Source organism: Zunongwangia sp. (genome assembly GCF_048269745.1).
GTDB lineage: Bacteria > Bacteroidota > Bacteroidia > Flavobacteriales > Flavobacteriaceae > Zunongwangia.
The window spans coordinates 46,227-73,014 of record NZ_JBLXIB010000011.1 but is presented as its reverse complement, the minus strand read 5'-3'; the positions used below and the strand labels follow the sequence as shown (position 1 = coordinate 73,014).

Genomic DNA, 26,788 nt, shown 5'->3' with positions numbered 1-26,788 from the left:
TCTAAATCTTTTTGGATTAAAACGGTGCATCACCTTTTACGGTAATTCCCATTGAACGTGCTGTACCTGCAACCATTTTCATAGCAGATTCAACTGTAAAAGCATTCAAATCTTGCATTTTATCTTCAGCTATAGCTTTTACATCATCCCAAGATACACTCGCAACTTTTTTTCGGTTAGGCTCGCCTGATCCTTTTTTGGTTTTTGCTGCTTCCATTAACTGTACTGCTGCTGGTGGTGTTTTAATAACAAAATCAAAAGATTTGTCTGAATACACCGTAATTGCTACAGGCAATACTTTTCCTTGTTTGTCTTGAGTTCTACCATTGAATTGTTTACAAAATTCCATGATATTCACTCCGGCAGCACCCAAAGCAGGTCCAACTGGTGGTGAAGGGTTAGCAGCACCTCCGCGAACTTGTAGTTTTACAACTTTACTTACTTCTTTTGCCATTTTTTAAATTTTTAGGGACAGTTTTATTAGAGTGGAAGCTTTAAAAAAACCATCAAAAAAATTAGTAACAATTATACTTTTTCAACTTGCATATAGCTCAATTCCAACGGTGTTTTACGACCGAAAATTTTCACCATAACTTCAAGTTTACGCTTTTCTTCGTTTACTTTTTCTACAGTTCCATTAAAACCGTTAAAAGGACCATCGATCACTTTTATAGTTTCACCAACTGTAAAAGGAATAGCTACATTCTCTGTTTTAACAGATAATTCATCAACTTTCCCTAACATTCTATTTACTTCAGATTGCCTTAAAGGAACAGGATCTCCTCCTTTTGTTTCCCCTAAAAATCCTATAACTCCATTAATTCCTTTTATGATGTGTGGTACTTCACCTCCAATATTAGCTTGAATCATGATATACCCAGGAAAGAAAACACGCTCTTTATTTATTTTTTTCCCATTCCGAATTTGAACAACTTTTTCAGTAGGCACTAACACCTGAGCTATCCAATCTTCCATCCCTAAATGAGAAATTTCACGCTCTATATATTCTTTGACTTTATTCTCTTGACCACTAACGGCACGAACAACATACCATTTTTTATCTTTACCTTCTGCCATTACCTAATTAAGATTTTACCCATTCAAAATATCTTTCAATAACGGAATGAAATAAACTATCCACACCCCATATAGCTAAAGAAAATAAAATTGAGAAGACTGCTACTATAATTGTCAACCTCTGAGCTTCAGGCCAACTTGTCCAGGTAACATGGTTTCTTAATTCGTTATAAGATTCTGATATGTAATTAACAATTCCTGCCATTTTTCAATAGTATTAGCACGGGTTGAGAGGCTCGAACTCCCGACACCTGGTTTTGGAGACCAGTGCTCTACCAACTGAGCTAAACCCGTATGAAAAAGTGTCCTTTTTAATCAGGACACTTTTAATTTATTTATAAACTATAATTAGTCTAAAATTTCAGTAACCTGTCCAGCACCTACAGTTCTACCACCTTCACGGATAGCGAAACGTAAACCAACATTCATTGCGATTGCTTGAATCAAATCTACAGTAATTGTAAGGTTATCACCTGGCATTACCATTTCGATTCCATCAGGAAGACTGATAGTACCAGTCACGTCAGTTGTACGTACGTAAAATTGAGGACGATAGTTGTTATGGAATGGAGTATGACGTCCACCTTCTTCTTTTTTAAGGATATAAACCTCCGCCTTAAATTTAGCATGAGGAGTTACAGACCCAGGCTTAGTAATTACCATACCTCTAGAAATCTGAGTTTTCTCAATACCTCTTAAAAGAAGACCTACATTATCACCAGCTTCACCTCTATCTAATATTTTACGGAACATTTCTACTCCAGTAATAGTAGAGTTCAATTTACCAGCTCCCATACCAATAATCTCTACAGGATCTCCAGTATTAGCAACACCAGTTTCAATACGACCAGTTGCTACTGTACCACGACCAGTAATAGAAAATACATCTTCCACAGGTAAAAGGAAATCTTTTTCAACATCACGTTGAGGCAATTCGATCCAGCTATCTACAGCTTCCATAAGATCTAAAACAGACTTAGTCCATTTATCATCTCCTTCAAGAGCTCCTAATGCAGAACCTGAAATCACAGGACCATTATCACCATCATACTCGTAAAAAGAAAGCAAATCTCTAACTTCCATTTCTACTAATTCCAATAACTCCTCATCATCTACCAAGTCAACTTTATTCAAGAAAACTACAATTCTAGGAATACCAACCTGACGACCAAGAAGTATATGCTCACGTGTTTGCGGCATAGGACCATCAGTCGCAGCAACAACTAAAATAGCGCCATCCATCTGAGCTGCTCCAGTTACCATATTTTTCACATAATCGGCGTGACCAGGACAGTCAACGTGAGCGTAGTGACGGTTTGCTGTAGCATATTCTACGTGAGAAGAGTTAATTGTAATACCTCTCTCTTTTTCTTCAGGTGCGTTATCAATTTGATCAAAAGCACTAGCTTCTGAATACCCAGCATCTGCCAATACTTTTGTTATCGCTGCAGTTAAAGTAGTTTTTCCGTGATCTACGTGCCCAATAGTACCAATATTAAGGTGCGGTTTGGAACGATCATAAGTTTCCTTTGCCATAATTAATACTTATTTAATCTTAGTTATATATTAGTGTTCAATTTTACACAAACAAGAGCCAACGACGAGATTTGAACTCGTGACCTCTTCCTTACCAAGGAAACGCTCTACCCCTGAGCTACGTCGGCCGTTAAACGAAACCACCATAAACATAAAAAACCATAAGCCAAATTAAGCTTACGGATATTCTAAATTTAAAGTAATTTAAAAGAGCGGGAGACCGGGTTCGAACCGGCGACATTCAGCTTGGAAGGCTGACGCTCTACCAACTGAGCTACTCCCGCTTATAATTAAATTTTTATTCTAATCTGTGGGGAGAGCAGGATTCGAACCTGCGAAGGTAAAACCAACAGATTTACAGTCTGTCCTCGTTGGCCGCTTGAGTATCTCCCCTTTTTAATTTTTCAGAATTACAACACCATTATTTCATAGAACTAAAACCCGAAGGCTAGCCTTATGATGGTATTTTTTCCGGATGCAAATTAAAGCATTTTTATAACACCATCCAAAGCTTTTTTGAATTTTTTTTAATTTAATTTTAAATCAAATTAAAAGCTTCCGGATTCAATATTTCAAAGAGCCGATGGAGGGACTCGAACCCACGACCTGCTGATTACAAATCAGCTGCTCTAGCCAGCTGAGCTACATCGGCAACACTTTCAATAAAAAAGCCCGCTATTTCTAACGGACTGCAAATGTATACAAAATATTCCTTTCACAAAATATTTCTCCAACTTTTTTTCATCAAGAAACAACTTTCTGTTTTTCTTTCTTTTTTATCAATTGTCTCTGCAAAGACTTAACAGACTCATCCACACACTCTTCGAACTTCTTACAAGTCTTTTTCACTATTAAATCATCACCTGGAATACTCAATAAAATTTCTGTAATTTTATTTTCTTTCTCACTAGTTTTTTGGACTTTTAAATAAACATCTGCGTAAACTACCTTACTATAAAAGTTCTCTAATTTATCTAATTTCTTCTGAATAAAATCAACAAGTTGTTGATCAGCTTTAAAATTTACAGACTGCACATTTACTTTCATAAGACTAAAATTTAATTAAATAAAGGGCTCATAATCATTTTTTATTACCTCGAGGATGCAATTTATTATAAACATTTTTTAAAGCAGCCATATTAGTATGGGTATAAACTTGTGTGGCGGCCAAACTTGTATGTCCTAATAATTCTTTTACAGCGTTTAAATCTGCACCTCGATTTAATAAATGCGTTGCAAATGAGTGCCTTAATATATGTGGACTCTTTTTTAATTTAACAGACGCTTTACTAAAATAACGATTTATTAACCTATAAACAAAACTTTCATTGAGTTTTGCTCCTTTATTCGTTAAAATTAAATATCCAGCTGCTTCAGAATCAATAATCACAGTATCCCGAACTTTTAGGTAATCTTTTAATGTTTGTACTACTTGAGTAATTATTGGAATAATTCGTTCTTTATTTCTTTTACCTAATACCTTTAAAGTACCAGAACTAAAATCTACCGAATCTAACTTTAGATTTATTAATTCTGACCGCCGTATTCCTGTAGCATAAAATAATTCAATCACTAAGCGATCACGTATTTCTTTAAAAGTTGTTCCTGTTAATTCTTCAAAAACAAGCAACATTTCTTTTTCTGAAAAAGGAACTTGAATTTTTTTTGGAATTTTTAAAGAGCGATGCTTGAGTAGCGGTGAATGTTCTACACTCTCCACCTTTTCTAAAAACTTATAAAATGCCTTTAGAGAAGCTATTTTTCTATTTATAGTTCGGTTTGAATACTTGTTATCCGATAAAAACACAATCCATTGTCGTATTTCTGAATAAGAAACCTCAGTAAGTGAATCTGTTTCAAACTCTTCAAGAAGGTAGTTTTGAAATGAAAGAATATCATCGGTATACGCTTTAGTAGTATGCGTAGAATAATTTTTCTCTAAGCGTAGATAATCTATAAATTGAGTAATAAGCATAAAAAAACTGTTGACTCACAAAGTTAGTAAACTTAGCTAGCCAACAGTTATATGTTTTACAAAAGCTATTAAAACTTTTGAACTTCCTCTATATTCTATTAAAGAAAGGATTGAAAGATTTAGATATCTTCCTGATCTCTTAAATGCTGAATATATTGCGCTTTTTGGACTTGCGCTCTACGTTCAACAGACGGCTTTGTAAAATGCTGACCGCCTCTTAGCCTTTTCATAACTCCTGTTTTATCAAACTTTCGTTTGAAACGCTTAAGCGCTCTATCTATATTCTCTCCGTCTTTAACTGGTATAATTAACATAGCGTAACCTCCTTTCTTTAAAAATTAGGCTGCAAAAATATATATTTTATTCTTTACAGCAATACTAAATTCTACTTTTATTTAATAAAATTATATTTATTAGTAATTTATGTAGCTGGCTTATATTCTTTTTTATCTAAAACCATTTTTGCTATAATCTCTCTTAATATTTCAGAAGTACCTCCTCCTATCGGACCTAAACGACTATCTCTATACATTCTAGCTAATGGGTAATCTTCCATGTACCCATAGCCTCCTAAAAGCTGCAAACAATCGTAGATTACACTATCTGCAATTTTAGTGCTTAATAATTTAGACATGCTCGCTTCTTTAACTACATATTCGCCATCATTTAAACGTTTTGAAATAGTGTAATTAAATTCTTTTACCATTGTCACTTCACTAGCCAAATCGGCTACTTTATGGCGAAGTGCTTGGAACTGCTTTATTTTCTTCCCGAAAGCTTCTCGCTCATTCATGTAATTAATAGCATAATCTAAGGCAAATTCAGCACGAGCATGAGCATTAATCCCCATTATCAAGCGTTCCATAGCAAAATGTTGCATAACATAGTAAAAGCCTTTATCTTCCTCTCCTATTAAATTTTCAGTAGGTACTTTTACATTATCAAAAGCTATTTCAGCAGTATCAGATGCTCTCCATCCCAACTTATTTAATTTAGTAGCATTAATTCCTTCCTGATTAGCATCTACAATAAAAACACTCATACCTTTATTTTTAAGCCCTGGCGAAGTTTTAGCTACAACTACCATATAATCGGCATATACACCATTTGTGATAAATGTTTTTGAACCGTTTAATATATAATAATCGCCTTCTTTAACAGCTGTAGTTTGCATATTGGCAACGTCAGAGCCGCCTACAGGTTCCGAAACACATAAACATCCTATCTTCTCCCCTGCTATACTTGGCTCTAAATATTTCTTTTTTAAATTTTCGTCTGCCTCTGCTTTAACATGCGTCATCGCCAAATAAGCATGAGCCCATATAGCAGCAGCAAATCCACCAGAATTTATTTTTTGTAACTCTTCTAAAAAAATTACAGTGTAAAAAAAGTCGAGATTTAATCCTCCATAATTTTCAGATTGCATAATCCCGAAATACCCCATTTCTCCAAATTTCTTCCAGATAAAACGTTCTATTTTACCGGTTTCTTCCCATTTATCGATATGTGGTACTACCTCTTTTTGTAGAAATTCTTTAAAACTTGCTCTAAAAAGATTGTGCTCTTCTGTAAAATACATGTTGCTCATTAAGTATTATATATTATAAGCGTATGGCTCTTAATTGAAAAATACCGCTAAATTAAATTCATTTTTTAGAAATAGCATCACAAAAACAACTAAAATTACGATGTCATTTTTATTTTCTAAAAATTATTCAATATATAAATAAAGCTGAATCGCTTCTATTTTTGAAGCAGGAAAAGAATCGATTTTCGATAATTCTTCAAAGGATTTTATGCCTTCGTGCAATTTTCTAAAAGTAATTACCGATTTTGCTAATTCATAATCAAAATATGGAATTTCGGCTAAATCAATTAGACTAATCGTATTTAAATTTTGTTTTTGAAAATCAGTTTTAAAAACATCAAATTTAGTAATTAAACGCTTTCTTGTTTCTGAATTTAATCCGTAAATCTCTTTAAACTGAATTGCACCTCTAAAACCACCTAGTTTGTTTCGATAGCGTATAATTCGAGCTGAAAGCTTATCTCCTATACCTTTAACTTTTTTTAAATCTTGAATTGTCGCGGTATTAATATCTAATTTTTTCGATTTTGAATTGACTTTTTTAGGAACCACTTTTCGCACCCAATCTGGAAACTTAAAATAAGGAATTAATAGTTGAAGTAAAGAATCTGATATTTGAGTTACTTGCTGAAAATCTTCAGCTGAATTTATCCATTTTCCCTTATCGCGGAATACTTTTAAACGATCTATTTCAGTCAAAGACAAGCCTAAACGATACGCTTTGTAATCGGTTAAAAAATTAGGATTAAAAGGAAATATAGTATCCTTTTTTTGTTGTTGAAGTAAATGAATACTATCTAAATCCTTCTGGAATTTTTCAACTTCCGGGTTAGAAGTATTAGAATAGGTCTCTGTATTTTGAAATGGGTAGAAAAAATAAAGAATTTGAATTATAATAATGAGTACTATTAAAACAAAAATCCCATTCCGTTCACTGTTATTGAAAACGAAATGGGATTTTAAAAATTTCATTATTTATATCTTATTGCATAGTCACCTTTGGCTTCCCGTCTTTAGTAAATAATTGTCCAGATTTTAATAATCTAAGGTATTCACGAAGATCGTTTCTAACTTCTCCACTCATAATATAAAGACCTATAATATTAGGAAAAGACATTGATAAAATCATCATATCAGAAAAATCTAATACAGCGCCTAAACTAATTGAGGCACCAATAACTACAAATACTAAAAAGAAAACTTTATACACTAATTCTGTTTTTTTACTTTTTCCGAAAAGGAACGTCCAAGCTCTCATTCCGTAATAAGACCAAGAAATCATTGTTGAAAAAGCAAATAAGAAAACAGCTACTGAAAGCACATAAGGGAACCAATCTATAACACTAGCAAATGCATCTGAAGTTAATTGAGTTCCTCCCACTCCTTCTACTTCATGCATGCCGGTAAAAATAAGAACCAATGCAGTTAAAGTACATACCACAACCGTATCGATAAATGGCTCTAATAAAGCAACAAAACCTTCAGAAGGTGGATTGTTAGTTTTTACCACACTATGTGCGATTGCTGCTGAACCTACACCAGCTTCATTAGAGAAAGCTGCACGTTGGAAACCAACAATTAAAACTCCAATTACCCCACCTTTTAAAGCAGAAGGACTAAATGCTCCATCCCAAATTGCTGAAAAAGCAGGACCTATATTTTCAATATTAATTCCGATAACTATAAAAGCACCAATAATATATACTGCAGCCATTACCGGAACAATCTTTCCTGTTACTTTAGCAATACTATTAATACCGCCAATAATTACTACCCCCACAAGTACGGCTAGTATTATACCAAACCAAAATCCATTTCCTTGAAGTAAAGGAAACTGACCTGATAAAATCTCGAAGGATTGATTAGCTTGGAACATATTACCTCCTCCAAAAGAAGCTCCCACTCCTAAAACGGCAAAAAATCCTGCTAAGAAACGACCTAAACTCTTCATGTTTCGTTTCTCTAAACCATAACGTAAATAATTCATAGGACCACCAAAAACACGGCCTTCAGAATTTATATGTCTATACTTAACACCTAATGTACATTCTACAAACTTAGAAGACATTCCCAACAATCCAGCAATAATCATCCAGAAGGTAGCACCTGCACCACCTAAAGATACGGCAACCGCAACCCCGGCAATATTTCCTAACCCTACTGTAGCAGAAACTGCAGTAGCTAAGGCTTGGAAGTGAGTAATTGTACCTGGAGCACTTGGATCATCATATTTCCCTTTTGCTAACTCAAAAGCATGCTTAAATCCTCTTATATTAATAAAGCCCATTTTTATAGTAAAAAATGTTGCTCCAAATACTAACCAAATTACAATAAATGGAATTGGATGAGTTTGTGGATCTCCATTAGGATGAGTTAAAATAACTGGTTCATCATATTCTATCTGAGCTAAAAAGTGAGCACCTGTTTCAATTAAATCTTCAGTGTTTTGATAATCATAAATAGTTCCTCCTTCTTTAACTAAATAATCTAATTTACCTGAGGCATCCGCGTAAACAGGTCTATCTTCTTGTTTTGTTGAAGAAACAATAGCTATTTCCTCTCCTTTATCAACATGAGCACCTTCTTTTACTAACCATTTTTTTAGAACAAACTTTTCTTCAGCATCAGCTGACCATCCTGGAGTATCTATTTTTTTCACATCAGAATACACAATAGGATCATAAATCCCAATTGCTGCAAATGGATCCCAAAAAAGAACATTGGTTAAACCTTGTACTAAAGGAGTAAAAATCCCATTAAATTTTTCTGTAATTGCTTTGGCCTTAACTTTAGCTTCAGCTGTAGCTGTATTTCCTTTACTATCTAAAACTTTAACTGTGTAAGGAACACCCTCTGTCAAGTTTTCAGCTCTAGAAGATTTTAAAGATGTACCTTGGTTAGACCACTGATATGTATAAGGTGGTGTCCCGCCTTTAACACTTACATCAATGAAACCATCATTAATTAGGTTTGAAGGATTTCCAACTTTTGTTTTTAATTCCAATTCTTGTGCTTGGAGTAATGCTATAGGAATAAGCATTAAAAATGAAAGTAAGTACTTTCTCATAAATTAACTGTATCAATTAAAATTTAGATTTATTTTTAACGCGAAGCAAGATGCTAATTTTTTAGCCTATATCAAACTTTAAGGCGTTAAAATGCAAACATAATGTTAATAAAAACATTAATTTTATAACTCACCCCCTATTTCAAAGGGGTATTCTTGTAATTTTTTACAAATCGAACACAGAAGTTCTTTTGGTATACACCAAGTCTTTTAACTTTAACCAAAATGCTAGTGTTAGATATATTCCGAATCCAATTCCGAATGTAAAAAAGGTGACATAAATAAAAAATAAACGAATACTCTTTGCTCGCATTCCGATTTTATCTGCTAAACGAGAAGACACATAAAAACCATGTCGTTCCAAAAAGTACCTTAATTTGTATATTTCCTTTTTCACACCCCAAATATAGCTAATATTTCCCTTTAATAAAGCTAAATCCTAAATTACAGCTAAAACAGCGGTTTTTATCACAAAAATTTATTTTTAAATTTAATAATCCTTGAGAATGTAACGCATTCTTAAAAACACTAGGCTTTAATTTTTGATATTGTTTTACTACACTATTATTTTCGATAGGTATAGATTGTGCTAATCTCAAAAAGTCTTCATTGTAGCCTATAACTTTTTGTTTTTGATATACATACTGTAAAGGAATAACCGCATTTATCAACACTAGATTTATAAAATTTGAAGATAATTGTTTTGTCCTCTTATTATGTACACTCTTAAACGTATTATGAGTTTCCCAAAAAGAAGGTAATTTAATCACAAACAGTTTCTTTAATTCTTTTACTGATGAAGAGTTCATGAAATTATTAAAAAGAGCATTATTTTGAGTGTATAAACAAGCTAATTGCACTAAACGAATAGTCGGGAAGTTATTTGGGCGTAATCTAAAAAACACGGGTTTTATAGCCGCTTTATGTAGTATTTTATATTTTTTCAGTAGATAATCAAATTCATTTTTTAGTGCTAAATAATAAGAATCTGTATTTTCTATATCATCTAGAAAACCTGCCTGACCTAATAAAAGTGCTTCTAATTGAAAAGTACTGTTTTTCAGTTTCTGAATTTTTTCAAAACCGATGCTCTCTACAATACTGGTAAAGGATTGTCCGTTTTTATTAAGTCCGAAACTCTTTGCTAACATATAAAACAAAACCGCATTCCAATTATTATTAGAGCGTTGCAAAAGCTCTTGTATTAGCTTCGATTTCTCTTCTAACCTATCTATATACAAACGGGTTAACCAGCTTTGAATTAAGAATTCATCGAAATTGGAAAAATACTCCTGACAATTAATCCATTTTTGATTTTTCTGAAATAAAAAATTATACTTTTCAAGTACTTTAGATGGGATTCGATTATGGAGCTCCAAAGTAGGAATTACCTCTTCATTTTTTCTGAAAATTTCTGCATCATGTTCATAAACTACATGTAATATAACATTGTCGTAATTAATATCGGTATGATGATTATGAGCATACCAATCTGAACTTTTTAAATGAATCTCCACATTTCCAGCCCATTGTTGATCATCAATAACTATACGAGCATTGAAAAAGTCCGGACCTTCATCTACATTTTTTAATCCTGAAGATAAAACTGAAAGAGTTTCAGCATGAGTAGTTTTAAGATTCATTTTCTCAAAATGCTGAAATTGCCATACATACTGTAAGAAATCTTCTTTCATAGTTAAATATACTGAAGATTTCGGAATTCACAACTAATTACTTATTAGGCAACTTATTACGAACATTATCTACTATTGCATCTACCCAATATTTATACATTAGCTCACTTGGATGCAAATCATCTACTGCTATTAAATCTGAATTGTTTTTTGCCTTTCTGCTAATAGGTGTAATATTATAGAAATCAACATTAAATTCAGAAGCAACTTGGCGTATAACATCATTAAAAGCATCAATATCTCGTCCCATTTTATCACTATGTGCCATACCAAACGGTGTTACTCTATAATCTGGAATACTTAAAACAAAGACACCTTTTTCCATGGTCTTGCAATGATTAATCGCTTTTCTAAAAATTTCATGCAGCTCTTCTTCAAACTCTGACAAGGGCTTATTCTGATATTGATTATTAACGCCTATTAATATAGAAACAATGTCAAAATCTCGTTGAACATTTATTTCCGAATTTACAGCTGCAATTAAATCTGCTGTTGTCCAGCCCGTATTTGCTATGATTTTTGGAGCTGCCATTCGGTAACCATCAGCTCGTAAGTTTTCTGTAAGTTGTACAGGCCAACTTTGTGAATAGGTTACACTTTCTCCTATTGTGTATGAATCTCCTAGGGCTAAATAGCTGAATTCTGCATTTGTATCCATTTCCTTATTAGATTGACTTACTGTTCTTCCTGAACCACAACTTATACTAATTACGGCAAAAGCTATAAGTAATAAAAAAGAATAAAATAATTTCATAAGCTTAACTTTTAGAATGCTTTCTATAAACAAATTACTAAAGGATTTTTATCGTTTTAATAATTATTAATATTCAAAAATAAATGATTTTATAGCTCTTATGAGATAAGGGATTCTTAAAATATAATACTACACAGTGATAAAGCTAGAGTTACTTCATTTTCAATGCAACCTCCCATTTTATTATAAATTGATGTTTTAAATTATTTTTAAAATATAAAAGGGATTCCAAATTTAGAACCCCTTTTTATATAATATTACTTACTGATTAATACAGTATCGATCTTCAATTAACTATGTCTTTTATTATATAGAAAATATATTGAATATTGTACTATTTTTAGTTGGCTACTGAATAAAAATTAATCGGCATTTTCATATTTAGGATTAATAAAAATCTCACCATTTCTAAGGCGCTTCAAATAGTCTTTTAAATCTGCACGAACTTCTGAAGACATAACATAAAGACCAATAATATTAGGAAAAGACATCGCTAAAATCATCATATCCGAAAAACTAAGAACGGCTCCTAAACTTACAGATGCCCCTACAACTACAAAAAGTAAAAACATAATTTTATAAATTAATTCTGATTTTTTACTTCTTCCAAATAGATACGTCCAAGATCGCATTCCGTAATAAGACCAAGAAACCATAGTTGAAAAAGCAAAGAGAAAAACAGCAAATGCTAATACGGCCGGAAACCAAGAAATTACGCTACCAAAAGCATCGGCAGTTAACTCTACTCCTCCCATTCCATCTACTTCATGCATTCCTGTAAAAATTAATACTAAAGCTGTCATTGTACAAACAACCATAGTATCTATAAATGGTTCAACTAAAGAGGTATACCCATCTGCTATAGGGTTTTTAGTTTTGGAAGCACTGTGTGCAATAGCAGCTGAACCAACTCCTGCTTCACTAGAAAACGCAGCTCTTTGTAAACCTACAATAAGTACGCCTATAAAACCACCTTTCATTGCACTAGCAGAAAATGCTCCATCGAAAATTGCATGAAATGCATTTCCTATGTTTTCAATATTAGTTCCTATTACTACAAAACATCCTAAAATATAAACTATTGCCATAAACGGAACTACTTTTCCGGTTACCTTAGCAATACTTTTTATTCCTCCGATAATAACTACACCAACTAAAACAGCAAACCCAATTCCAAACCAAAATCCATTTCCTTCTAAAAATGGAATTTGATCGGATACAATTTTAAAAGCTTGATTGGATTGAATCATATTCCCCCCGCCAAAAGAAGCACCAACACCTAATACTGCAAATAAAATTGCCAGGGTTTTACCAAGTCCTTTCATATTTCTTTTTTCAAGACCATATCGCAAATAATTCATTGGGCCTCCAAAAATTCGTCCTTCTTTATTAATATGTCTATATTTAACACCTAAGGTACATTCAACAAATTTTAAAGACATCGCAAAAAATCCGGCTATGAACATCCAAAATGTAGCTCCTGCCCCTCCTAAAGAAATTGCTACTGCTACACCTGCAATATTCCCTAAACCTACAGTAGCCGAAACTGCTGTTGCCATAGCTTGAAAGTGAGTAATTCTACCGGGAGCATCAGGATTATCATACTTTCCTTTAGCTAGATCTATGGAATGGGTAAATCCCCTAACGTTAATAAAACCAAGGCGTATAGTAAAAAAGATGCTTCCTAGAATAAGCCAAATTACAATAAAAGGAATACTATTTTTTTTAACGTCGCCATTAGGATGCAAAACAGGCTGCGGGCTGTTGTAAATAATATTGGCTAACTGATGAGCATTTTGTTCAATTACATCAGTTTTATCTTCTGGATCAAAAATTACTCCTCCTTTAGCTACAACATGTTTTAAAGTTCCTTGTGCAGGGGCATAAACAGGAATATTCTTTTCTGACCCTTTCTGAACAACTGCTATTTTTTCATCTTTTTTGATCTCTTTGCCTTCTGGAACCAACCAGTTTTTAAGCGTATATTTTTGATCGGTTTTTGCATCAAAATCAGGAATAAGAACTGGTCTTTCCTCTGTATACACTACAGGATCGTAAACCCCTAATGGTTCGAATGGATCCCAAAATAAAATACCTTCTAAAAAATCTACAGCTGGTTGCACACGACTATTTACTACCTCAGTAATCGATTTTGCTTTAATTTTGAAAGATTTTTTTACTTCATTTCCTTTAGCATCACTTACAATCACCTGCTGCTCTAGACCTTCAATAAGTCCATTTGCACTACTTGCATCTAAAGGTGTTTGTTTCTGGCTCCACTTGTATTTATAAGGTGGTGTCCCTCCTTTTACCTTTACCGTAGCTTCTGCATCATTAATTTCTTGGGTTGGATTACTAGTTGCTACACTAACTTCCATATGGGAAGAATCGTTCTGAGCAATTATTATTGAAGGAATACAGATTTGTAAGAATACAAAAAAGACGATGTATTTTTTTATCATAAATTATGGTATTAAATTAATAGTCTTTTAATATTATTATAGCCATAGGCTACTAAAAAGATGTCGATAAAACAAAAAAAGTAGTTAACAATCTCTATTTTTCACATAAAGTCATGGGCTTTCATCCATTCATCATTATAAATTTTCCCAACGTAGCGGCTTCCATGATCATGAAAAAGCACCACCACAACATCCTCTTTAGAAAAGTTACTTTTTAGTTGTAATAAACCTTTAACCGCTGCACCAGCAGAGTTGCCTAAAAAGAAACCTTCTTCTTTAGCTAACCTTCTAGTGTATACAGCTGCATCTTTATCGGTTACCTTCGTAAATCCATCGATTACATCAAAATCTACATTTTTAGGTAAAATATCTTCCCCTATACCTTCTGTTGTATACGGATAAATTTCATTTTCATCAAATTCTCTAGTTTCATGATATTTTTTAAAAACTGATCCATAGGTATCGATTCCCCAAATTTTTATGTTTGGATTTTGCTCTTTTAAAAATCGGCCAACTCCAGAAATTGTTCCACCGGTACCAACTCCTGCTACAAAATGTGTGACTTTACCATCTGTTTGTTCCCAAATTTCTGGCCCTGTACTTTCGTAATGAGCCTTAGAATTGGCTAAATTATCGTACTGATTTACATACCATGAATTGGGTGTTTCTTCTGCCATTTTACGAGCTACAGAATAATAACTTTGCGGATCGTCAGCTGCAACATTTGTTGGGCAAACTACTACCTCGCAACCTACCGCTTTCAAAATATCCATTTTCTCCTTGCTTTGCTTATCAGACAATACACAAACCATCTTATAGCCCTTTACAATAGCTGCTAAAGCTAATCCCATTCCGGTGTTTCCACTAGTCCCTTCTATTATTGTTCCACCCTTATTTATTAATCCTTTTTCTTCTGCCTCCTCCACCATTTTAAGAGCCATTCTATCTTTTACTGAATTGCCGGGATTAAATGTTTCATATTTGGCTAATACTAATGCTTCAATTTCACTTGTTAATACATTCATTTTCACCAAAGGAGTGTTCCCTATGGTACCCAATATGTTCTCTACGTATTTCATAATATTTTTTTGACAGGGTAAGTTATGAATTCAACGACAAGAAAGTGTTTAAAAAAAATTAAAACTAAAGTCGATTTTTTAGAAAGATTTGTATTTTTTTTTCCAGTTTTTCATTTTAATTTTGCAAAAAATTTAAGCTATGAAGAACTTCATTTTACAACAAATGATTTTTGTTTGTATCCTTACTTTACTGGCTACTGGTGCTTGTAAAAACGATAAAGAAGCTAAAGAACAAAAATCTACAACTGAATGGCAACAGAAATCTTCAGAAAAAAAATGGGATCAAAATGCTAGTTACCAAGTAACACTTCCCTGCGAAGATTGTAGTGGTATTATTGTTAAATTACAATTGAAGGAAGACGGAACTTACCGGCTAATTAAAAATTATAATGACAATAATAAAGAAGCAGGAGAAATTAAAATGGAAACGGGAAACTACCATTGGAATGAAGATGGAACTATTTTAAAACTTGCCAACGATAGTTTTAAAGTTTCTGAGAATATACTAAAATGGATAAATCCTACTGTCAAACGCATAAAAAAAGATGATAAATCTAATGAATATACGTTACGCCAAATTTCAAAAGATTCTATTAATAGTTAGTTGAATTTTATAGCTTTCACCGGAGATATTTTAGAAATAATCAAAGACGGAACTAGCAACATTAGCATACAAAGTAAAATTGTACCAATATTTACAGCCAATATATAATCCCAATTTAAATAGATTGGGACTTCACTTACATAGTAATTTGTGGGATCTAGCGGAATTAATTTGTAATACTTTTGAATAGACAATAAACCTAAACCGATTAGATTCCCCCAAAACAATCCTAATAAAATTAAATAACCGGCATTATAAAGAAATATCTTTCTAATTGACCAATCTGTAGTTCCTAAAGCTTTAAACAAACCTATCATTTGTGTTCTTTCCAGTATTAAAACTAATAATGCTGTTATCATGTTTATACCGGAAACTAATATCATAATTCCGATAATTAGCGCAATATTAAAATCGAATAGAGAAAGCCATTCAAAAATGCCATAATATTTTTGTGAAATATTCTGAGCATCTAAAAAAGATCCGGTATTTAAATATACCTCTTTCCATTTTTCGGTTAACTGATCAAAATCGTCAATAAAAACTTCAAAGTTTCCCACTTGATTATCTTCCCACCCATTTAACTTTTGAATATGCCTTAAATCCGTAATCACATACAATTCATCAAATTCTTGAAAACCGGAATTATAAATTCCTACAATTTTAAAACCTCTTACTAAAGGCCTTTCTCGACCTTCTCGTAAAAAATAAGTAGGTATTTTATCGCCTAATTTCAATTGTAATCGATTGGCTAAATACTGAGAAATAAGAACCTCATCGTTTAATTTTGAATTAAAATTCGGCAGTCTACCCTCTACTAAAAAGTCCTTAAAATAGGACCAATTATAATCTAGGCCTACTCCTTTTACAATAACACCCTCAAAATCGGTTGCAGTACGTATAATTCCTGCTTTAGTAGCTACTGCCTGAACATGAGAAATACCCTCTACTGATTTAAAATCGGGATAAAAATCCTGATTTTTATCAATTGGTTCTAAGGTTACTTCACTGCTATTATTATCGTAATTACTAATTACGATATGCCCATTAAACGCAGCGATTTTTTCGCGGATTTTTTGTTGTAATCCTAAACCAGTAGCAAAAGAAACTAACATCATAATAACACTTATAGCAATAGCAGTAATTGCTATTTTTATTATAGGTGCGGAAATGCTACTTTTATATTTTTTAGCGCTAACTAGGCGCTTAACTACAAAAAATTCGAAATTCAAGATGCTTAACTATATTATTAGGTTTTTCAAAAGTACATTTTTATTCAGTCTTATAGCAATTCTTTCCTGTGGAAACACGAATTCTAAGTCCGAAAAAAAAGATAAAAAAATTAATGAATCTCAGTTAGCTATTTCAAAAAAAGAAAAGGAAATTGAAGTTGGTGCCAATCAAACCGAACAATATTTACCTTTATTACAGCATAAAAGAGTAGGTTTATTAGGCAATCAATCTTCATTACTTAAACAAAAAAATGGTAACTATATTCATCTTGTAGATTCGCTGCTTGCTTTACAAGTCGATTTAAAAAAAGTATTTGCACCAGAACATGGCTTTAGAGGAAATGCAGATGCTGGTGAAATAATAGCAAACGGAAAAGATCCGAAAACAGGACTACCCGTAATCTCCCTCTACGGAAGTCATAAAAAACCAACACCAGAACAATTAAAAGATATTGATATTCTTATTTTCGATTTACAAGATGTAGGCGCACGTTTTTACACCTATATCTCTTCGTTGCATTATGTTATGGAAGCTTGCGCAGAAAATAATATTCCGCTTTTAGTTTTCGACCGACCAAATCCTAATGAACATTATATAGACGGACCAATATTAGAAAAAAAATATAAAAGTTTTGTCGGAATGCATCCAGTTCCTATTGTACATGGAATGACGATTGGTGAATATGCGCAAATGATAAATGGTGAAGGCTGGCTAAAAAATCACATAAAATGTGATTTAAAAATCATTAAAATGAATAATTACACACATCATAAAAAATATAGTTTACCAGTAAAACCTTCTCCAAATTTACCGAACGATAAAGCTATAAACCTTTATCCTAGTTTATGTTTTTTTGAAGGAACTACTATTAATGCAGGCCGTGGCACCAATAAACAATTTCAAGTTTACGGTTCTCCTTTCTTAAATCCAGATTTATTTCCATACAGTTACACTCCAAAATCGATGCATGGAGCTAAACATCCAAAACATCTTGGAGTAAAATGTTATGGTGAAGATTTAAGCACTACTGCATTTTTAGATAAAATAAATCTGAAATGGCTTATTAAAGCTTACAAAAACACTAACAACAAATCGAATTTCTTTACTAACTTCTTCATCAAATTAGCAGGAACAAAAAAATTACAAGAACAAATCGAAAATGGATTAACAGCAGAAAAAATTCGAAAAAGTTGGCAGCCCGGACTTGAAAAGTTTAAAGAAAAGCGCCAAGGCTATTTATTGTATCCTTAAAAAGAAACTAAACTTTAATTCTTCGTTTCATCTCTTCTACTATATTATAAGCAGCAGGGCAAATTGCCGTATTTTTTATAGTAAGATTCGATATTTTGTGGAAGTCTTTTCGGTCGGTATGTGGATATTCTCGACAAGCTTTTGGACGTACATCATAAATTAAACAGTAATTATCGTGGCCTAAAAATGTACAAGGTACTTGTTGTAATACATAGTCTTTATCCTCATCAATCCGTAAATATTTATCGATAAATTGTTGCGGTTTCAATTTCAAAAATTTACTAATCCGTTCAATATCTTTATTCGTAAATAAAGGTCCGGTAGTTTTGCAGCAATTTGCACAATCTAAACAATTGATTCTGGAAAATTCTTCTTCATGCATATCCTGCATTTGTAGATCAAGATCCTTAGGTGTTTTTTTCTTTAGCTTAGAAAAAAACTTTTTATTTTCCTTCTGCTTATCTTTGGCCATTCCTGGCAGAGCTTTTAAAATTTCCTGCATGGGACAAATATATAAAGATTATGAAGGAAAATGATATTTTCGGAAAAGCGATGAAAGCCTTTTATTACGAAAAGGACACCACACCTATTACTGTACATTCTCCAGATTTCGATGATGATGAAATTGCTGTAGAATACCTGTTTCGGGATTATCCTGATATGCCAGTTGTAGAACAATCGGCTTTAAAACTAGCGAAAGGCTCAATACTCGATGTTGGTTGTGGTGCAGGAAGTCATGCGTTGTATCTTCAAAAAAAGGGATATTCAGTTAAAGCTATAGATACCTCTGAAGGAGCCATAGAAATTGCTAAAAAACGAGGGGTTAAAAACGCTGAAGTAAAAGATTTTTATTCTGAAACGCAACAATTCGATACGCTATTATTTTTAATGAACGGCACCGGAATTATTGGTAATTTAATTAATACCGATAATTTTTTTCAAAGCTGTAAAGAGTTACTAAAACCCGGAGGACAAATTTTAATCGATTCTTCAGATCTTCATTTTTTAATTGATGATGAAGACTCATTACCTACTACCGAAGATAATTATATAGGTGAAATAGATTTCAGTTTGAGTTATAAAAACGAAAGATCAACTCTTTTTCCCTGGCTATATTTAGATTATAAATTATTGAAATTAGCTGCTGAAAAAAATAAATTCACCTGTACTTGTATTACAGAAGGATCACATTATGAATATCTAGCTCGCTTAACGCCAAAAATTTTATAAATTTACCGAAATATATTCAACATATTGATAATGAAAAAAATATACTTTCGTTTTTTACTAGTTTTTTTTACTATTACAATTGCTTCGTGCTCTAGTGATAGTTCTCCAGAAATACCAGTAATTAATAAATCCCTCAACAAGAAAAGTCTAGGAGATTCAGCTAACGATTTATTAAGCGATGCTAATTACACCTCATTAAATTTAGAGATTGTTTTTGTTAGTGGTTTTGCGCCTACCCAGCGTGCTATTGAAAATTTAAAAACTTTTCTAGAAGAACGCACTTATAAACCTGACGGAATTAATATAACCTATAAAGAAGTTGCTTCTTCTGAAAATGCTCCTTTCAATTCTAATGAAGTTATTGATATTGAAGATTCTGAACGAGAATTCTACAATACAGGAGATGATATTAGTGTATATATCTATTTTGCTGATGGAAGCAATGAAGATGATACAGAAAATCGATTTATTTTAGGTTCTGCTTACCGAAACACATCAATGGTTATTTATAAAGAAACTATAAACAATTACTCTAATCGTATAAATGCTCCTGACATAAGTGTTATTGAAACAGCTGTACTTACTCATGAATTTGGGCATTTATTCGGCTTAGTAAATATAGGGTCTGATCCACAATCTGATCATGAAGACCCGGATAGTGAGCACCACTGCACAGAAGAAAATTGTTTAATGCGAGCTTCGCTTGAATTTGGTGGATCTATAATTGATGAAATACGAGGAACACCTCCAGTTTTAGGACCACTTTGTATTGAAGATTTACGCGCTAACGGAGGAAAATAAATCAATAGTTAACGCAATAAAAAAGGCTTCTTATTTTTATAAGAAGCCTTTTTTGTTATATATTTTCAATTAATTTATGATTTATGATTGTTTATTTTTTTAGATTTTAAACGAGCTAAAGCAATTAGAGAAATTAATTCAAAAGAAAAACCAAAACCATAGATACTACCCATTAAAAAATTATAATCGGTAAAATGACTTAAAAATGTAGCCATTACTATCGAAAATAAACCTACAACTAATAAAATTATAGCTTGATTTTTATTAGGATTTTGAAGTAAACTCATGATTTTTTAATTAGCAACTTCACTTATAAATTTAATACGGAATAATCGAATTTCCTCATCATCATAGTCGCCATCAAATTCTTCTAAAGCATCGGCTACTTTATCTGTTTCTGCTTCTAAAAAATACTCCTGGAGTTCTTCTTGCTGATCTTCATCTAAAACATCCTCAAGATAATAATCGATGTTAAGTTTTGTTCCGCTATAAACAATGGCTTCCATTTCTTTTATAAAATCAGACATCGACATTCCCTTAGCTGAAGCAATATCATCTAATGGTAATTTTCTATCGACACTCTGAATTATATATAGTTTTAAAGCACTATTAGCTCCGGTTGATTTAACAACTAAATCATCAGGTCTAACAATTTCATTTTCTTCTACATATTTAGCAATAAAATTCACGAATTCTTTTCCGTATTTCTTTGCTTTTCCTTCACCTACACCGTGAATAGTACTTAATTCTTTAAGATCTACCGGATATTTAAGCGCCATATCTTCTAAAGAAGGATCCTGAAATACCACAAAAGGTGGAACTCCTTGTTTTTTAGCAACTTTTTTACGAAGATCTTTTAACATTCCTATTAATCGACTATCTACTCCGCTAGACGATTTTGCAACTACTTTTACAGATTCTGTATTTTCATCAAAAATATGATCCTCTGTCATGCTAAATGAAACCGGATTTTCAAGATATTGCTCTCCTTTTTGGGTTAATTTAATAACACCATAGGTTTCAATATCTTTACGCAAATATCCAACTACCAAAGCCTGACGTATTAAAGCCATCCAATAATTATCATTTTTATCTTTCCCTTTTCCAAATAATGGATTTTGATCTGTTTTATGAGAAAGTATTAATGCATTGGTTTTACCTACAAGCGTTTTTACAACTTCTTTGGCTTTATATAATTGTCCTGTTTCTTTAACTATTTGGATTAAAAGTTCTAGCTGTTCTTTAGCTTCATGCTGTTTTTTAGGATTTTGAACATTATCATCCATAGAAGCACCATCTCCTGTATTTTCATCAAAATCTTCTCCAAAATAATGAAGAATATATTTACGCCTAGAGATCGAAGTTTCAGCATAAGCTACAACATCTTGCAATAGTGCATGGCCTACTTCTTGCTCTGCTATAGGTTTACCACTCATAAACTTCTCTAGCTTTTCTATATCTTTATAAGAATAGAATGCTAAACAATGACCTTCTCCTCCATCTCGACCGGCTCGTCCTGTTTCTTGATAATAGCTTTCTATGCTTTTAGGTATATCATGATGAATCACAAACCGTACATCAGGCTTATCGATTCCCATACCAAATGCTATTGTAGCAACAACAACATCTACATCTTCCATCAAGAACATATCTTGATGTTTAGATCTTGTTTTAGCATCTAGCCCTGCATGATAAGGTATAGCATTAATACCATTTACTTGGAGTGTTTGTGCTAACTCTTCTACCTTTTTACGACTTAAACAATAAATAATACCACTTTTACCATCGTTTTGTTTTACAAAACGGATAATATCTGCATCTACGTTTTTAGTTTTAGGTCGTACCTCATAATATAAGTTAGGTCTGTTAAAGCTAGCTTTATATGTTGTCGCTTTAGGTATTCCTAAGTTTTTAAGAATATCTTCCTGAACTTTAGGAGTAGCTGTAGCTGTAAGCGCAATAATTGGAATATTACTCCCTATACGCTCTATAATATTTTTTAAATTACGATATTCCGGTCTAAAATCGTGACCCCACTCACTAATGCAATGTGCTTCATCAATCGCTAAAAAGGAAATTTTCTGTTGCTTTAAAAACTCAACATAATCCTCTTTAGTTAAAGATTCTGGCGCTACATATAATAATTTAGTTACACCATTAGTAATATCTTCTTTCACTCTTTTAACTTCCGTTTTATTAAGTGAAGAATTTAATACATGTGCCACTCCGTAATCTGAAGAGATACCTCGTAAAGCATCTACTTGATTTTTCATAAGAGCGATAAGTGGTGAAACTACAATTGCCGTTCCTTCTTGTATTAGAGCTGGAAGTTGGTAGCATAACGACTTACCCCCTCCTGTTGGCATAACCACAAAGGTATTTTCTCTTTTTACAATACTATTAATAACGTCTTCCTGAAGACCTTTAAATTGGCTAAAGCCAAAGTATTTCTTCAGTTCTTTATGTAAATCAAATTCCGTCAAACCCATTCAATTGTGTTACAATTTTACATACATTTGCAAATTAAATATAAGTATTTCTTTAGTATCTGCAACTTATAATAATAGCAAATTTGAAACTTCATCAAAAAATTTTAAAAGTAGCAAAAAAAACAATTGCTACCGAAGCCGAAGCTATCGCAAATTTAGAACATCTTATTGATTCTGAGTTTGCAAAAGCTATAGAATCTATTTATAATTCAAAAGGTAGGCTAATTGTTACGGGGATAGGCAAAAGTGCCGTAATCGGGAACAAAATTGTAGCCACTCTAAATTCTACAGGAACACCTGCTGTTTTTATGCACGCAGCTGATGCTATTCATGGAGATTTAGGTATTGTTCAAAAAGAAGATATTGTGTTATGCATTAGTAAAAGTGGGAATAGTCCGGAAATTAAAGTATTGGTTCCTTTTATTAAAGAATTCCACAACTTGTTAATTGCAATTACCGCAAACAAAGAATCTTTTCTAGGCCAAGAATCCGACTATGTATTAAATTCGTATGTAGAGAAAGAGGCTTGCCCTAATAACTTAGCACCAACCACCAGTACAACGGCACAATTAGTTATAGGAGATGCCTTAGCTATATGCTTATTAGAGTTGAAAGGATTTTCTAGCAAAGATTTTGCAAAATACCATCCCGGTGGTAGTTTAGGAAAAAAATTATATTTGCGAGTTAAGGACATTACAAAACAAAACTCAAAACCAGTAGTTTTACCTAATACTAAAATAACTGAAGTTCTTGTTGTTATGTCTGAAAATATGTTAGGCGTAACAGCTGTTGTAGAAAATGATATTATCATAGGTATTATTACTGATGGAGATATACGGAGAATGCTTAAAAATAATGAAAGTTTTAAAGATTTAACGGCAAAAGAGATTATGTCTAATTCTCCGAAAACAATTGATGAAGATGCATTAGCAACCGAAGCATTAGACATTATGGAAACTTACAAAATAACGCAGCTTTTAGCAGTAAAAAATAAACAGTATACTGGTGTAGTACATTTACATAATTTAATTAGAGAAGGAATATTATAATGAAACGTATAGAATCTCCAGAACCACAAGATCAAGAAATGTCTTTTTTAGACCATCTTGAAGAACTTCGTTGGCATATTATCAGGTCTCTTCTTGCTGTAGTAATAGCAGCCGGAGGTGCTTTTCTTGCTAAAGGTTTTATTTTTGATTTCTTACTATTTGGTCCGAGTAAAGGAGATTTCTGGTCGTATCACATGCTTTGCAAAATATCGCAATTAGTAGGAATAGACGGAGGTTTTTGTGCTGAAGAATTACCATTCACTATACAAAGTAGAACAATGGGAGGGCAATTCTCTGCTCACGTTTGGACTTCTATTACAGCAGGCTTTATAATTGCATTTCCTTATGTTATATATGAAGTATGGAAATTTGTATCTCCCGCTATGCATAGCAAAGAGCGTAAGCATGCTAAAGGCTTTATTATTATAAGCTCTATTCTGTTCTTTATGGGAGTTTTATTTGGCTATTATGTAGTGACGCCACTATCAATTAACTTTTTAGGAAAATACCAAGTCAGTGAAATTGTACTTAACGAATTCGATTTAAGCAGTTATATTAGTTTAGTAAGAGCATCTGTACTGGCTACAGGATTAATTTTCGAACTTCCTATTCTTATTTATTTCTTAACTAAAGTTGGGGTAGTTACTCCCGATTTCTTAAAAACTTACCGAAAATATGCATTAATTGTAGTGCTTATAATTTCGGCTATTATAACCCCACCCGATATTGTTAGCCAAATAATTGTGGCTGTCCCCGTTCTTATTTTATATGAAGTAAGCATTATAATATCGAAAATTATTTATAAAAAAGAATCCTCAGAAAAAAATTAGCTATGAGTAATCAGGTAGACGAATTCAATTCGTACCGTGCAAAAATGAATGATAAAATTCTAGGCGAAAATAATAAAGTGCTGAAAAGAATTTTTAATTTAGATACTAATGCTTTTACAGAAGGAGCATTAGATAAAAAAACTAAAGAATTATTAGGTCTAGTAGCTTCTGTTGTTTTAAGATGTGACGATTGTGTCCGTTATCACTTAGAAAGTAGCTACAAAGAAGGTTTAAAGCGAGAAGAAATAATGGAAACCCTTAGTATTGGTACATTAATTGGTGGTACTATTGTAATACCACATCTTCGACGAGCTTACGAATTTTGGGAAACTTTAGAAGAAACTCAAGAAAGAGAAGAAAAATAAAATCCTACATCTTTAAAAAGTAGACAAAAAAGTCATTACATGATATTACGAGCCGACAATCTTATAAAAATTTACAAAGGAAGAAAAGTTGTAAAAGGGGTTTCTGTTGAAGTGAAACAAGGAGAAATTGTAGGACTTCTAGGACCTAATGGAGCAGGTAAAACCACTTCATTTTATATGATTGTTGGACTTATAAAACCAAACGGCGGTAGCATCTACCTAGATAAAACCAATATTACCGATTATGCAATGTATAAAAGAGCACAATATGGTATTGGTTATCTTGCACAAGAAGCTTCGGTTTTTAGAAAACTAAGTATTGAAGATAATATTATGAGTGTTTTAGAACTTACTAAACTTTCTAAAAAAGAACGTCACCTAAAAATGGAATCTCTAATTGAAGAATTTGGCTTAAATCATATTCGAAAAAATAGAGGTGATTTATTAAGTGGTGGGGAGCGCCGTAGAACAGAAATTGCTAGAGCACTAGCTACAGACCCTAAATTTATTTTGTTAGATGAGCCCTTTGCCGGCGTAGATCCGGTAGCGGTTGAAGATATACAACGTATTGTTGCACAACTAAAGGACAAAGATATCGGTATTCTTATTACCGACCACAACGTACAAGAAACACTTGCTATTACCGATAGAACTTATTTAATGTTTGAAGGAAGTATTCTAAAACACGGTATTCCTGAAGAGTTAGCGGAAGATGAAATGGTTAGAAAAGTGTATCTAGGACAAAATTTTGAGCTTCGTAAAAAGAAAATTTTTAAATAAAATATAATTTATTTTTTTGGCTACTTCATAAAAACAAAGGTTTAATATGGCTTCAATTCTATTAAAAAAGTAAAATTGAAGCCATTTTATTTTAGCAGAAATAAACTGTTTTAACAGCATAACTATTTCGATTTGACTATTAAAGAGAGTAATACATAACTTAAAATAATAAGTGGTATAGCTAAAAACTGAAAAAGAATCAGGAAGACAGCGCACAAAGCAATAAATATATATCGTACCTCATTCCCCTTAAATCCCCACTGCTTAAACTTTAATGCAAACAATGGAAGTTCAGCATTCAGCATAACTACACTTAGTATAGTAAGACCAATTAAAAACCATTCATTTAAAATAATATCCGTAGCAAAACTTCCAGATTGATACGTTAAAATTAATGGTAAACTTAGTATTAATAATGCATTGGCTGGTGTTGGCAAACCAATGAACGAATCGGTTTGACGATCGTCTACATTAAATTTAGCCAACCGAAAACCAGAGCCTAAAATAATAAGTAAACCAAAAATAGCAACTGGATTAAAATCAAAATCAAACCAATTACTATCTCCAGACCATTCTGTTATTGCATCTGCTCCTGGTAATGCCGAATTTAAAAGTTGAAACATTACAATACCGGGCACTACCCCACTAGTAACAACATCTGCTAAAGAATCTAATTGTAACCCAACTTCACTTTTCACATTTAAAGCACGTGCTGCAAGTCCATCAAAAAAATCGAAAAAGATACCTAAACAAACAAAAAAAGCAGCACCTATTAAATTGCCCTGAACGGCTAAAATAGTAGCGATACTACCGCTTAATAAATTTAATAATGTAATACAATTGGGTATGTGTTTTTTCATCGGTTTAGTTCTGTTTGCAAAAAAGCTAAATTTAATTAAATACTTTGCGACTACTAATAAAATTTAC

General features: G+C 32.6%; 28 protein-coding genes and 5 tRNA genes. 8 read left to right on the top strand and 25 right to left on the bottom strand.

Annotated features, from left to right (window positions below; all coding sequences use genetic code 11):
* Positions 1-16 precede the first annotated feature (16 nt).
* From rplK to ACN0WI_RS12805, 20 genes are all read right to left on the bottom strand, one after another.
* Complete coding sequence (gene rplK, locus ACN0WI_RS12900) at positions 17-454, bottom strand: 50S ribosomal protein L11 (protein WP_417887356.1); 438 nt, start codon at positions 452-454, stop codon at positions 17-19.
* Between the two features lie 71 nt (positions 455-525).
* Positions 526-1,077: a transcription termination/antitermination protein NusG gene (nusG, locus tag ACN0WI_RS12895; protein ID WP_417887355.1), complete on the bottom strand. Its 552-nt coding sequence runs from the start codon at positions 1,075-1,077 to the stop codon at positions 526-528.
* 7 nt (positions 1,078-1,084) lie between these two features.
* On the bottom strand, positions 1,085-1,282 hold the full coding sequence (gene secE / locus ACN0WI_RS12890) for a preprotein translocase subunit SecE (RefSeq protein ID WP_417887354.1): 198 nt from the start codon (positions 1,280-1,282) through the stop codon (positions 1,085-1,087).
* 16 nt (positions 1,283-1,298) lie between these two features.
* Positions 1,299-1,371: transfer RNA gene (locus tag ACN0WI_RS12885), tRNA-Trp, on the bottom strand.
* A 54-nt stretch (positions 1,372-1,425) separates the two neighbouring features.
* Positions 1,426-2,613, bottom strand: a complete 1,188-nt coding sequence (gene tuf, locus ACN0WI_RS12880; protein ID WP_417887353.1) for an elongation factor Tu — start codon at positions 2,611-2,613, stop codon at positions 1,426-1,428.
* A gap of 56 nt (positions 2,614-2,669) precedes the next feature.
* Positions 2,670-2,741 (bottom strand) — tRNA-Thr (locus tag ACN0WI_RS12875).
* Between the two features lie 83 nt (positions 2,742-2,824).
* Positions 2,825-2,897, bottom strand: a tRNA-Gly gene (locus ACN0WI_RS12870).
* Between the two features lie 27 nt (positions 2,898-2,924).
* Positions 2,925-3,006 (bottom strand) — tRNA-Tyr (locus ACN0WI_RS12865).
* Between the two features lie 185 nt (positions 3,007-3,191).
* Positions 3,192-3,265, bottom strand: a tRNA-Thr gene (locus ACN0WI_RS12860).
* Between the two features lie 92 nt (positions 3,266-3,357).
* Positions 3,358-3,660 (bottom strand): ribosome hibernation-promoting factor, HPF/YfiA family, encoded by a 303-nt coding sequence (gene hpf, locus ACN0WI_RS12855; protein WP_417887352.1) that lies wholly within the window; start codon positions 3,658-3,660, stop codon positions 3,358-3,360.
* 34 nt (positions 3,661-3,694) lie between these two features.
* Complete coding sequence (locus ACN0WI_RS12850; RefSeq protein ID WP_417887351.1) at positions 3,695-4,588, bottom strand: tyrosine-type recombinase/integrase; 894 nt, start codon at positions 4,586-4,588, stop codon at positions 3,695-3,697.
* Positions 4,589-4,707: 119 nt separating this feature from the next.
* Positions 4,708-4,902 carry a 30S ribosomal protein S21 gene (gene rpsU / locus ACN0WI_RS12845; RefSeq protein WP_417887350.1) on the bottom strand — a complete coding sequence of 65 codons (195 nt, stop codon included), beginning with the start codon at positions 4,900-4,902 and terminating at the stop codon, positions 4,708-4,710.
* 107 nt (positions 4,903-5,009) lie between these two features.
* Entirely contained in the window at positions 5,010-6,176 is a 1,167-nt protein-coding gene (locus ACN0WI_RS12840; RefSeq protein WP_417887349.1) for an acyl-CoA dehydrogenase family protein, read from the bottom strand.
* A gap of 123 nt (positions 6,177-6,299) precedes the next feature.
* A complete protein-coding gene (locus ACN0WI_RS12835; RefSeq protein WP_417887347.1) occupies positions 6,300-7,148 on the bottom strand; it encodes a ComEA family DNA-binding protein in 849 nt (282 codons plus the stop codon).
* A gap of 10 nt (positions 7,149-7,158) precedes the next feature.
* On the bottom strand, positions 7,159-9,243 hold the full coding sequence (locus tag ACN0WI_RS12830; RefSeq protein WP_417887346.1) for an amino acid carrier protein: 2,085 nt from the start codon (positions 9,241-9,243) through the stop codon (positions 7,159-7,161).
* 166 nt (positions 9,244-9,409) lie between these two features.
* Entirely contained in the window at positions 9,410-9,640 is a 231-nt protein-coding gene (locus ACN0WI_RS12825) for a PspC domain-containing protein (RefSeq protein ID WP_417887345.1), read from the bottom strand.
* 13 nt (positions 9,641-9,653) lie between these two features.
* The gene (locus tag ACN0WI_RS12820) at positions 9,654-10,937 is read right to left on the bottom strand and encodes a DUF2851 family protein (RefSeq protein ID WP_417887344.1); all 1,284 of its coding nucleotides are present in this window, start codon (positions 10,935-10,937) and stop codon (positions 9,654-9,656) included.
* A gap of 37 nt (positions 10,938-10,974) precedes the next feature.
* Positions 10,975-11,691, bottom strand: coding sequence for an SGNH/GDSL hydrolase family protein (locus ACN0WI_RS12815; protein WP_417887343.1), 717 nt, complete (start codon positions 11,689-11,691; stop codon positions 10,975-10,977).
* A gap of 362 nt (positions 11,692-12,053) precedes the next feature.
* Positions 12,054-14,153 carry an amino acid carrier protein gene (locus tag ACN0WI_RS12810; RefSeq protein ID WP_417887342.1) on the bottom strand — a complete coding sequence of 700 codons (2,100 nt, stop codon included), beginning with the start codon at positions 14,151-14,153 and terminating at the stop codon, positions 12,054-12,056.
* A gap of 101 nt (positions 14,154-14,254) precedes the next feature.
* Positions 14,255-15,232 carry a PLP-dependent cysteine synthase family protein gene (locus ACN0WI_RS12805; RefSeq protein ID WP_417887341.1) on the bottom strand — a complete coding sequence of 326 codons (978 nt, stop codon included), beginning with the start codon at positions 15,230-15,232 and terminating at the stop codon, positions 14,255-14,257.
* Between the two features lie 139 nt (positions 15,233-15,371).
* On the opposite strand from ACN0WI_RS12805, the gene ACN0WI_RS12800 reads away from it, so the two are divergent.
* Positions 15,372-15,836: a copper resistance protein NlpE N-terminal domain-containing protein gene (locus ACN0WI_RS12800; protein WP_417887340.1), complete on the top strand. Its 465-nt coding sequence runs from the start codon at positions 15,372-15,374 to the stop codon at positions 15,834-15,836.
* On the opposite strand, the gene ACN0WI_RS12795 is transcribed toward ACN0WI_RS12800, so the two are convergent.
* Positions 15,833-17,065 carry an ABC transporter permease gene (locus ACN0WI_RS12795; RefSeq protein WP_417887339.1) on the bottom strand — a complete coding sequence of 411 codons (1,233 nt, stop codon included), beginning with the start codon at positions 17,063-17,065 and terminating at the stop codon, positions 15,833-15,835. The two genes, ACN0WI_RS12800 and ACN0WI_RS12795, sit on opposite strands and share 4 nt — an antisense overlap.
* 1 nt (position 17,066) lies before the next feature.
* Between ACN0WI_RS12795 and ACN0WI_RS12790 the strand changes: the two genes are divergently transcribed.
* Positions 17,067-18,317: an exo-beta-N-acetylmuramidase NamZ domain-containing protein gene (locus ACN0WI_RS12790; RefSeq protein WP_417887338.1), complete on the top strand. Its 1,251-nt coding sequence runs from the start codon at positions 17,067-17,069 to the stop codon at positions 18,315-18,317.
* Between the two features lie 7 nt (positions 18,318-18,324).
* On the opposite strand, the gene ACN0WI_RS12785 is transcribed toward ACN0WI_RS12790, so the two are convergent.
* Entirely contained in the window at positions 18,325-18,819 is a 495-nt protein-coding gene (locus ACN0WI_RS12785; protein ID WP_417887337.1) for a YkgJ family cysteine cluster protein, read from the bottom strand.
* A 20-nt stretch (positions 18,820-18,839) separates the two neighbouring features.
* Here ACN0WI_RS12785 and ACN0WI_RS12780 point away from each other — a divergent pair, with 20 nt between their 5' ends.
* Together ACN0WI_RS12780 and ACN0WI_RS12775 are read left to right on the top strand one after the other, a co-directional pair.
* Positions 18,840-19,547: a class I SAM-dependent methyltransferase gene (locus ACN0WI_RS12780; RefSeq protein ID WP_417887336.1), complete on the top strand. Its 708-nt coding sequence runs from the start codon at positions 18,840-18,842 to the stop codon at positions 19,545-19,547.
* Between the two features lie 30 nt (positions 19,548-19,577).
* Complete coding sequence (locus tag ACN0WI_RS12775; protein ID WP_417887335.1) at positions 19,578-20,348, top strand: hypothetical protein; 771 nt, start codon at positions 19,578-19,580, stop codon at positions 20,346-20,348.
* A 74-nt stretch (positions 20,349-20,422) separates the two neighbouring features.
* On the opposite strand, the gene ACN0WI_RS12770 is transcribed toward ACN0WI_RS12775, so the two are convergent.
* Together ACN0WI_RS12770 and recQ are read right to left on the bottom strand one after the other, a co-directional pair.
* The gene (locus ACN0WI_RS12770; RefSeq protein ID WP_417887334.1) at positions 20,423-20,635 is read right to left on the bottom strand and encodes a hypothetical protein; all 213 of its coding nucleotides are present in this window, start codon (positions 20,633-20,635) and stop codon (positions 20,423-20,425) included.
* Positions 20,636-20,641: 6 nt separating this feature from the next.
* A complete protein-coding gene (gene recQ, locus ACN0WI_RS12765; RefSeq protein ID WP_417887332.1) occupies positions 20,642-22,837 on the bottom strand; it encodes a DNA helicase RecQ in 2,196 nt (731 codons plus the stop codon).
* Positions 22,838-22,920: 83 nt separating this feature from the next.
* On the opposite strand from recQ, the gene ACN0WI_RS12760 reads away from it, so the two are divergent.
* From ACN0WI_RS12760 to lptB, 4 genes are read left to right on the top strand one after another with little or no spacing between them, the layout of a single operon-like run.
* Positions 22,921-23,886 carry a KpsF/GutQ family sugar-phosphate isomerase gene (locus tag ACN0WI_RS12760; RefSeq protein ID WP_417887331.1) on the top strand — a complete coding sequence of 322 codons (966 nt, stop codon included), beginning with the start codon at positions 22,921-22,923 and terminating at the stop codon, positions 23,884-23,886.
* Positions 23,886-24,716 carry a twin-arginine translocase subunit TatC gene (tatC, locus tag ACN0WI_RS12755; RefSeq protein WP_417887330.1) on the top strand — a complete coding sequence of 277 codons (831 nt, stop codon included), beginning with the start codon at positions 23,886-23,888 and terminating at the stop codon, positions 24,714-24,716. Before ACN0WI_RS12760 ends, tatC begins: the two co-directional genes overlap by 1 nt.
* Positions 24,717-24,718: 2 nt before the next feature.
* Entirely contained in the window at positions 24,719-25,081 is a 363-nt protein-coding gene (locus ACN0WI_RS12750) for a carboxymuconolactone decarboxylase family protein (protein ID WP_417887329.1), read from the top strand.
* A gap of 39 nt (positions 25,082-25,120) precedes the next feature.
* Positions 25,121-25,861: an LPS export ABC transporter ATP-binding protein gene (gene lptB, locus ACN0WI_RS12745; RefSeq protein ID WP_417887328.1), complete on the top strand. Its 741-nt coding sequence runs from the start codon at positions 25,121-25,123 to the stop codon at positions 25,859-25,861.
* Positions 25,862-25,983: 122 nt separating this feature from the next.
* On the opposite strand, the gene ACN0WI_RS12740 is transcribed toward lptB, so the two are convergent.
* Entirely contained in the window at positions 25,984-26,721 is a 738-nt protein-coding gene (locus ACN0WI_RS12740; RefSeq protein WP_417887327.1) for a CDP-alcohol phosphatidyltransferase family protein, read from the bottom strand.
* Between the last annotated feature and the right edge of the window lie 67 nt (positions 26,722-26,788).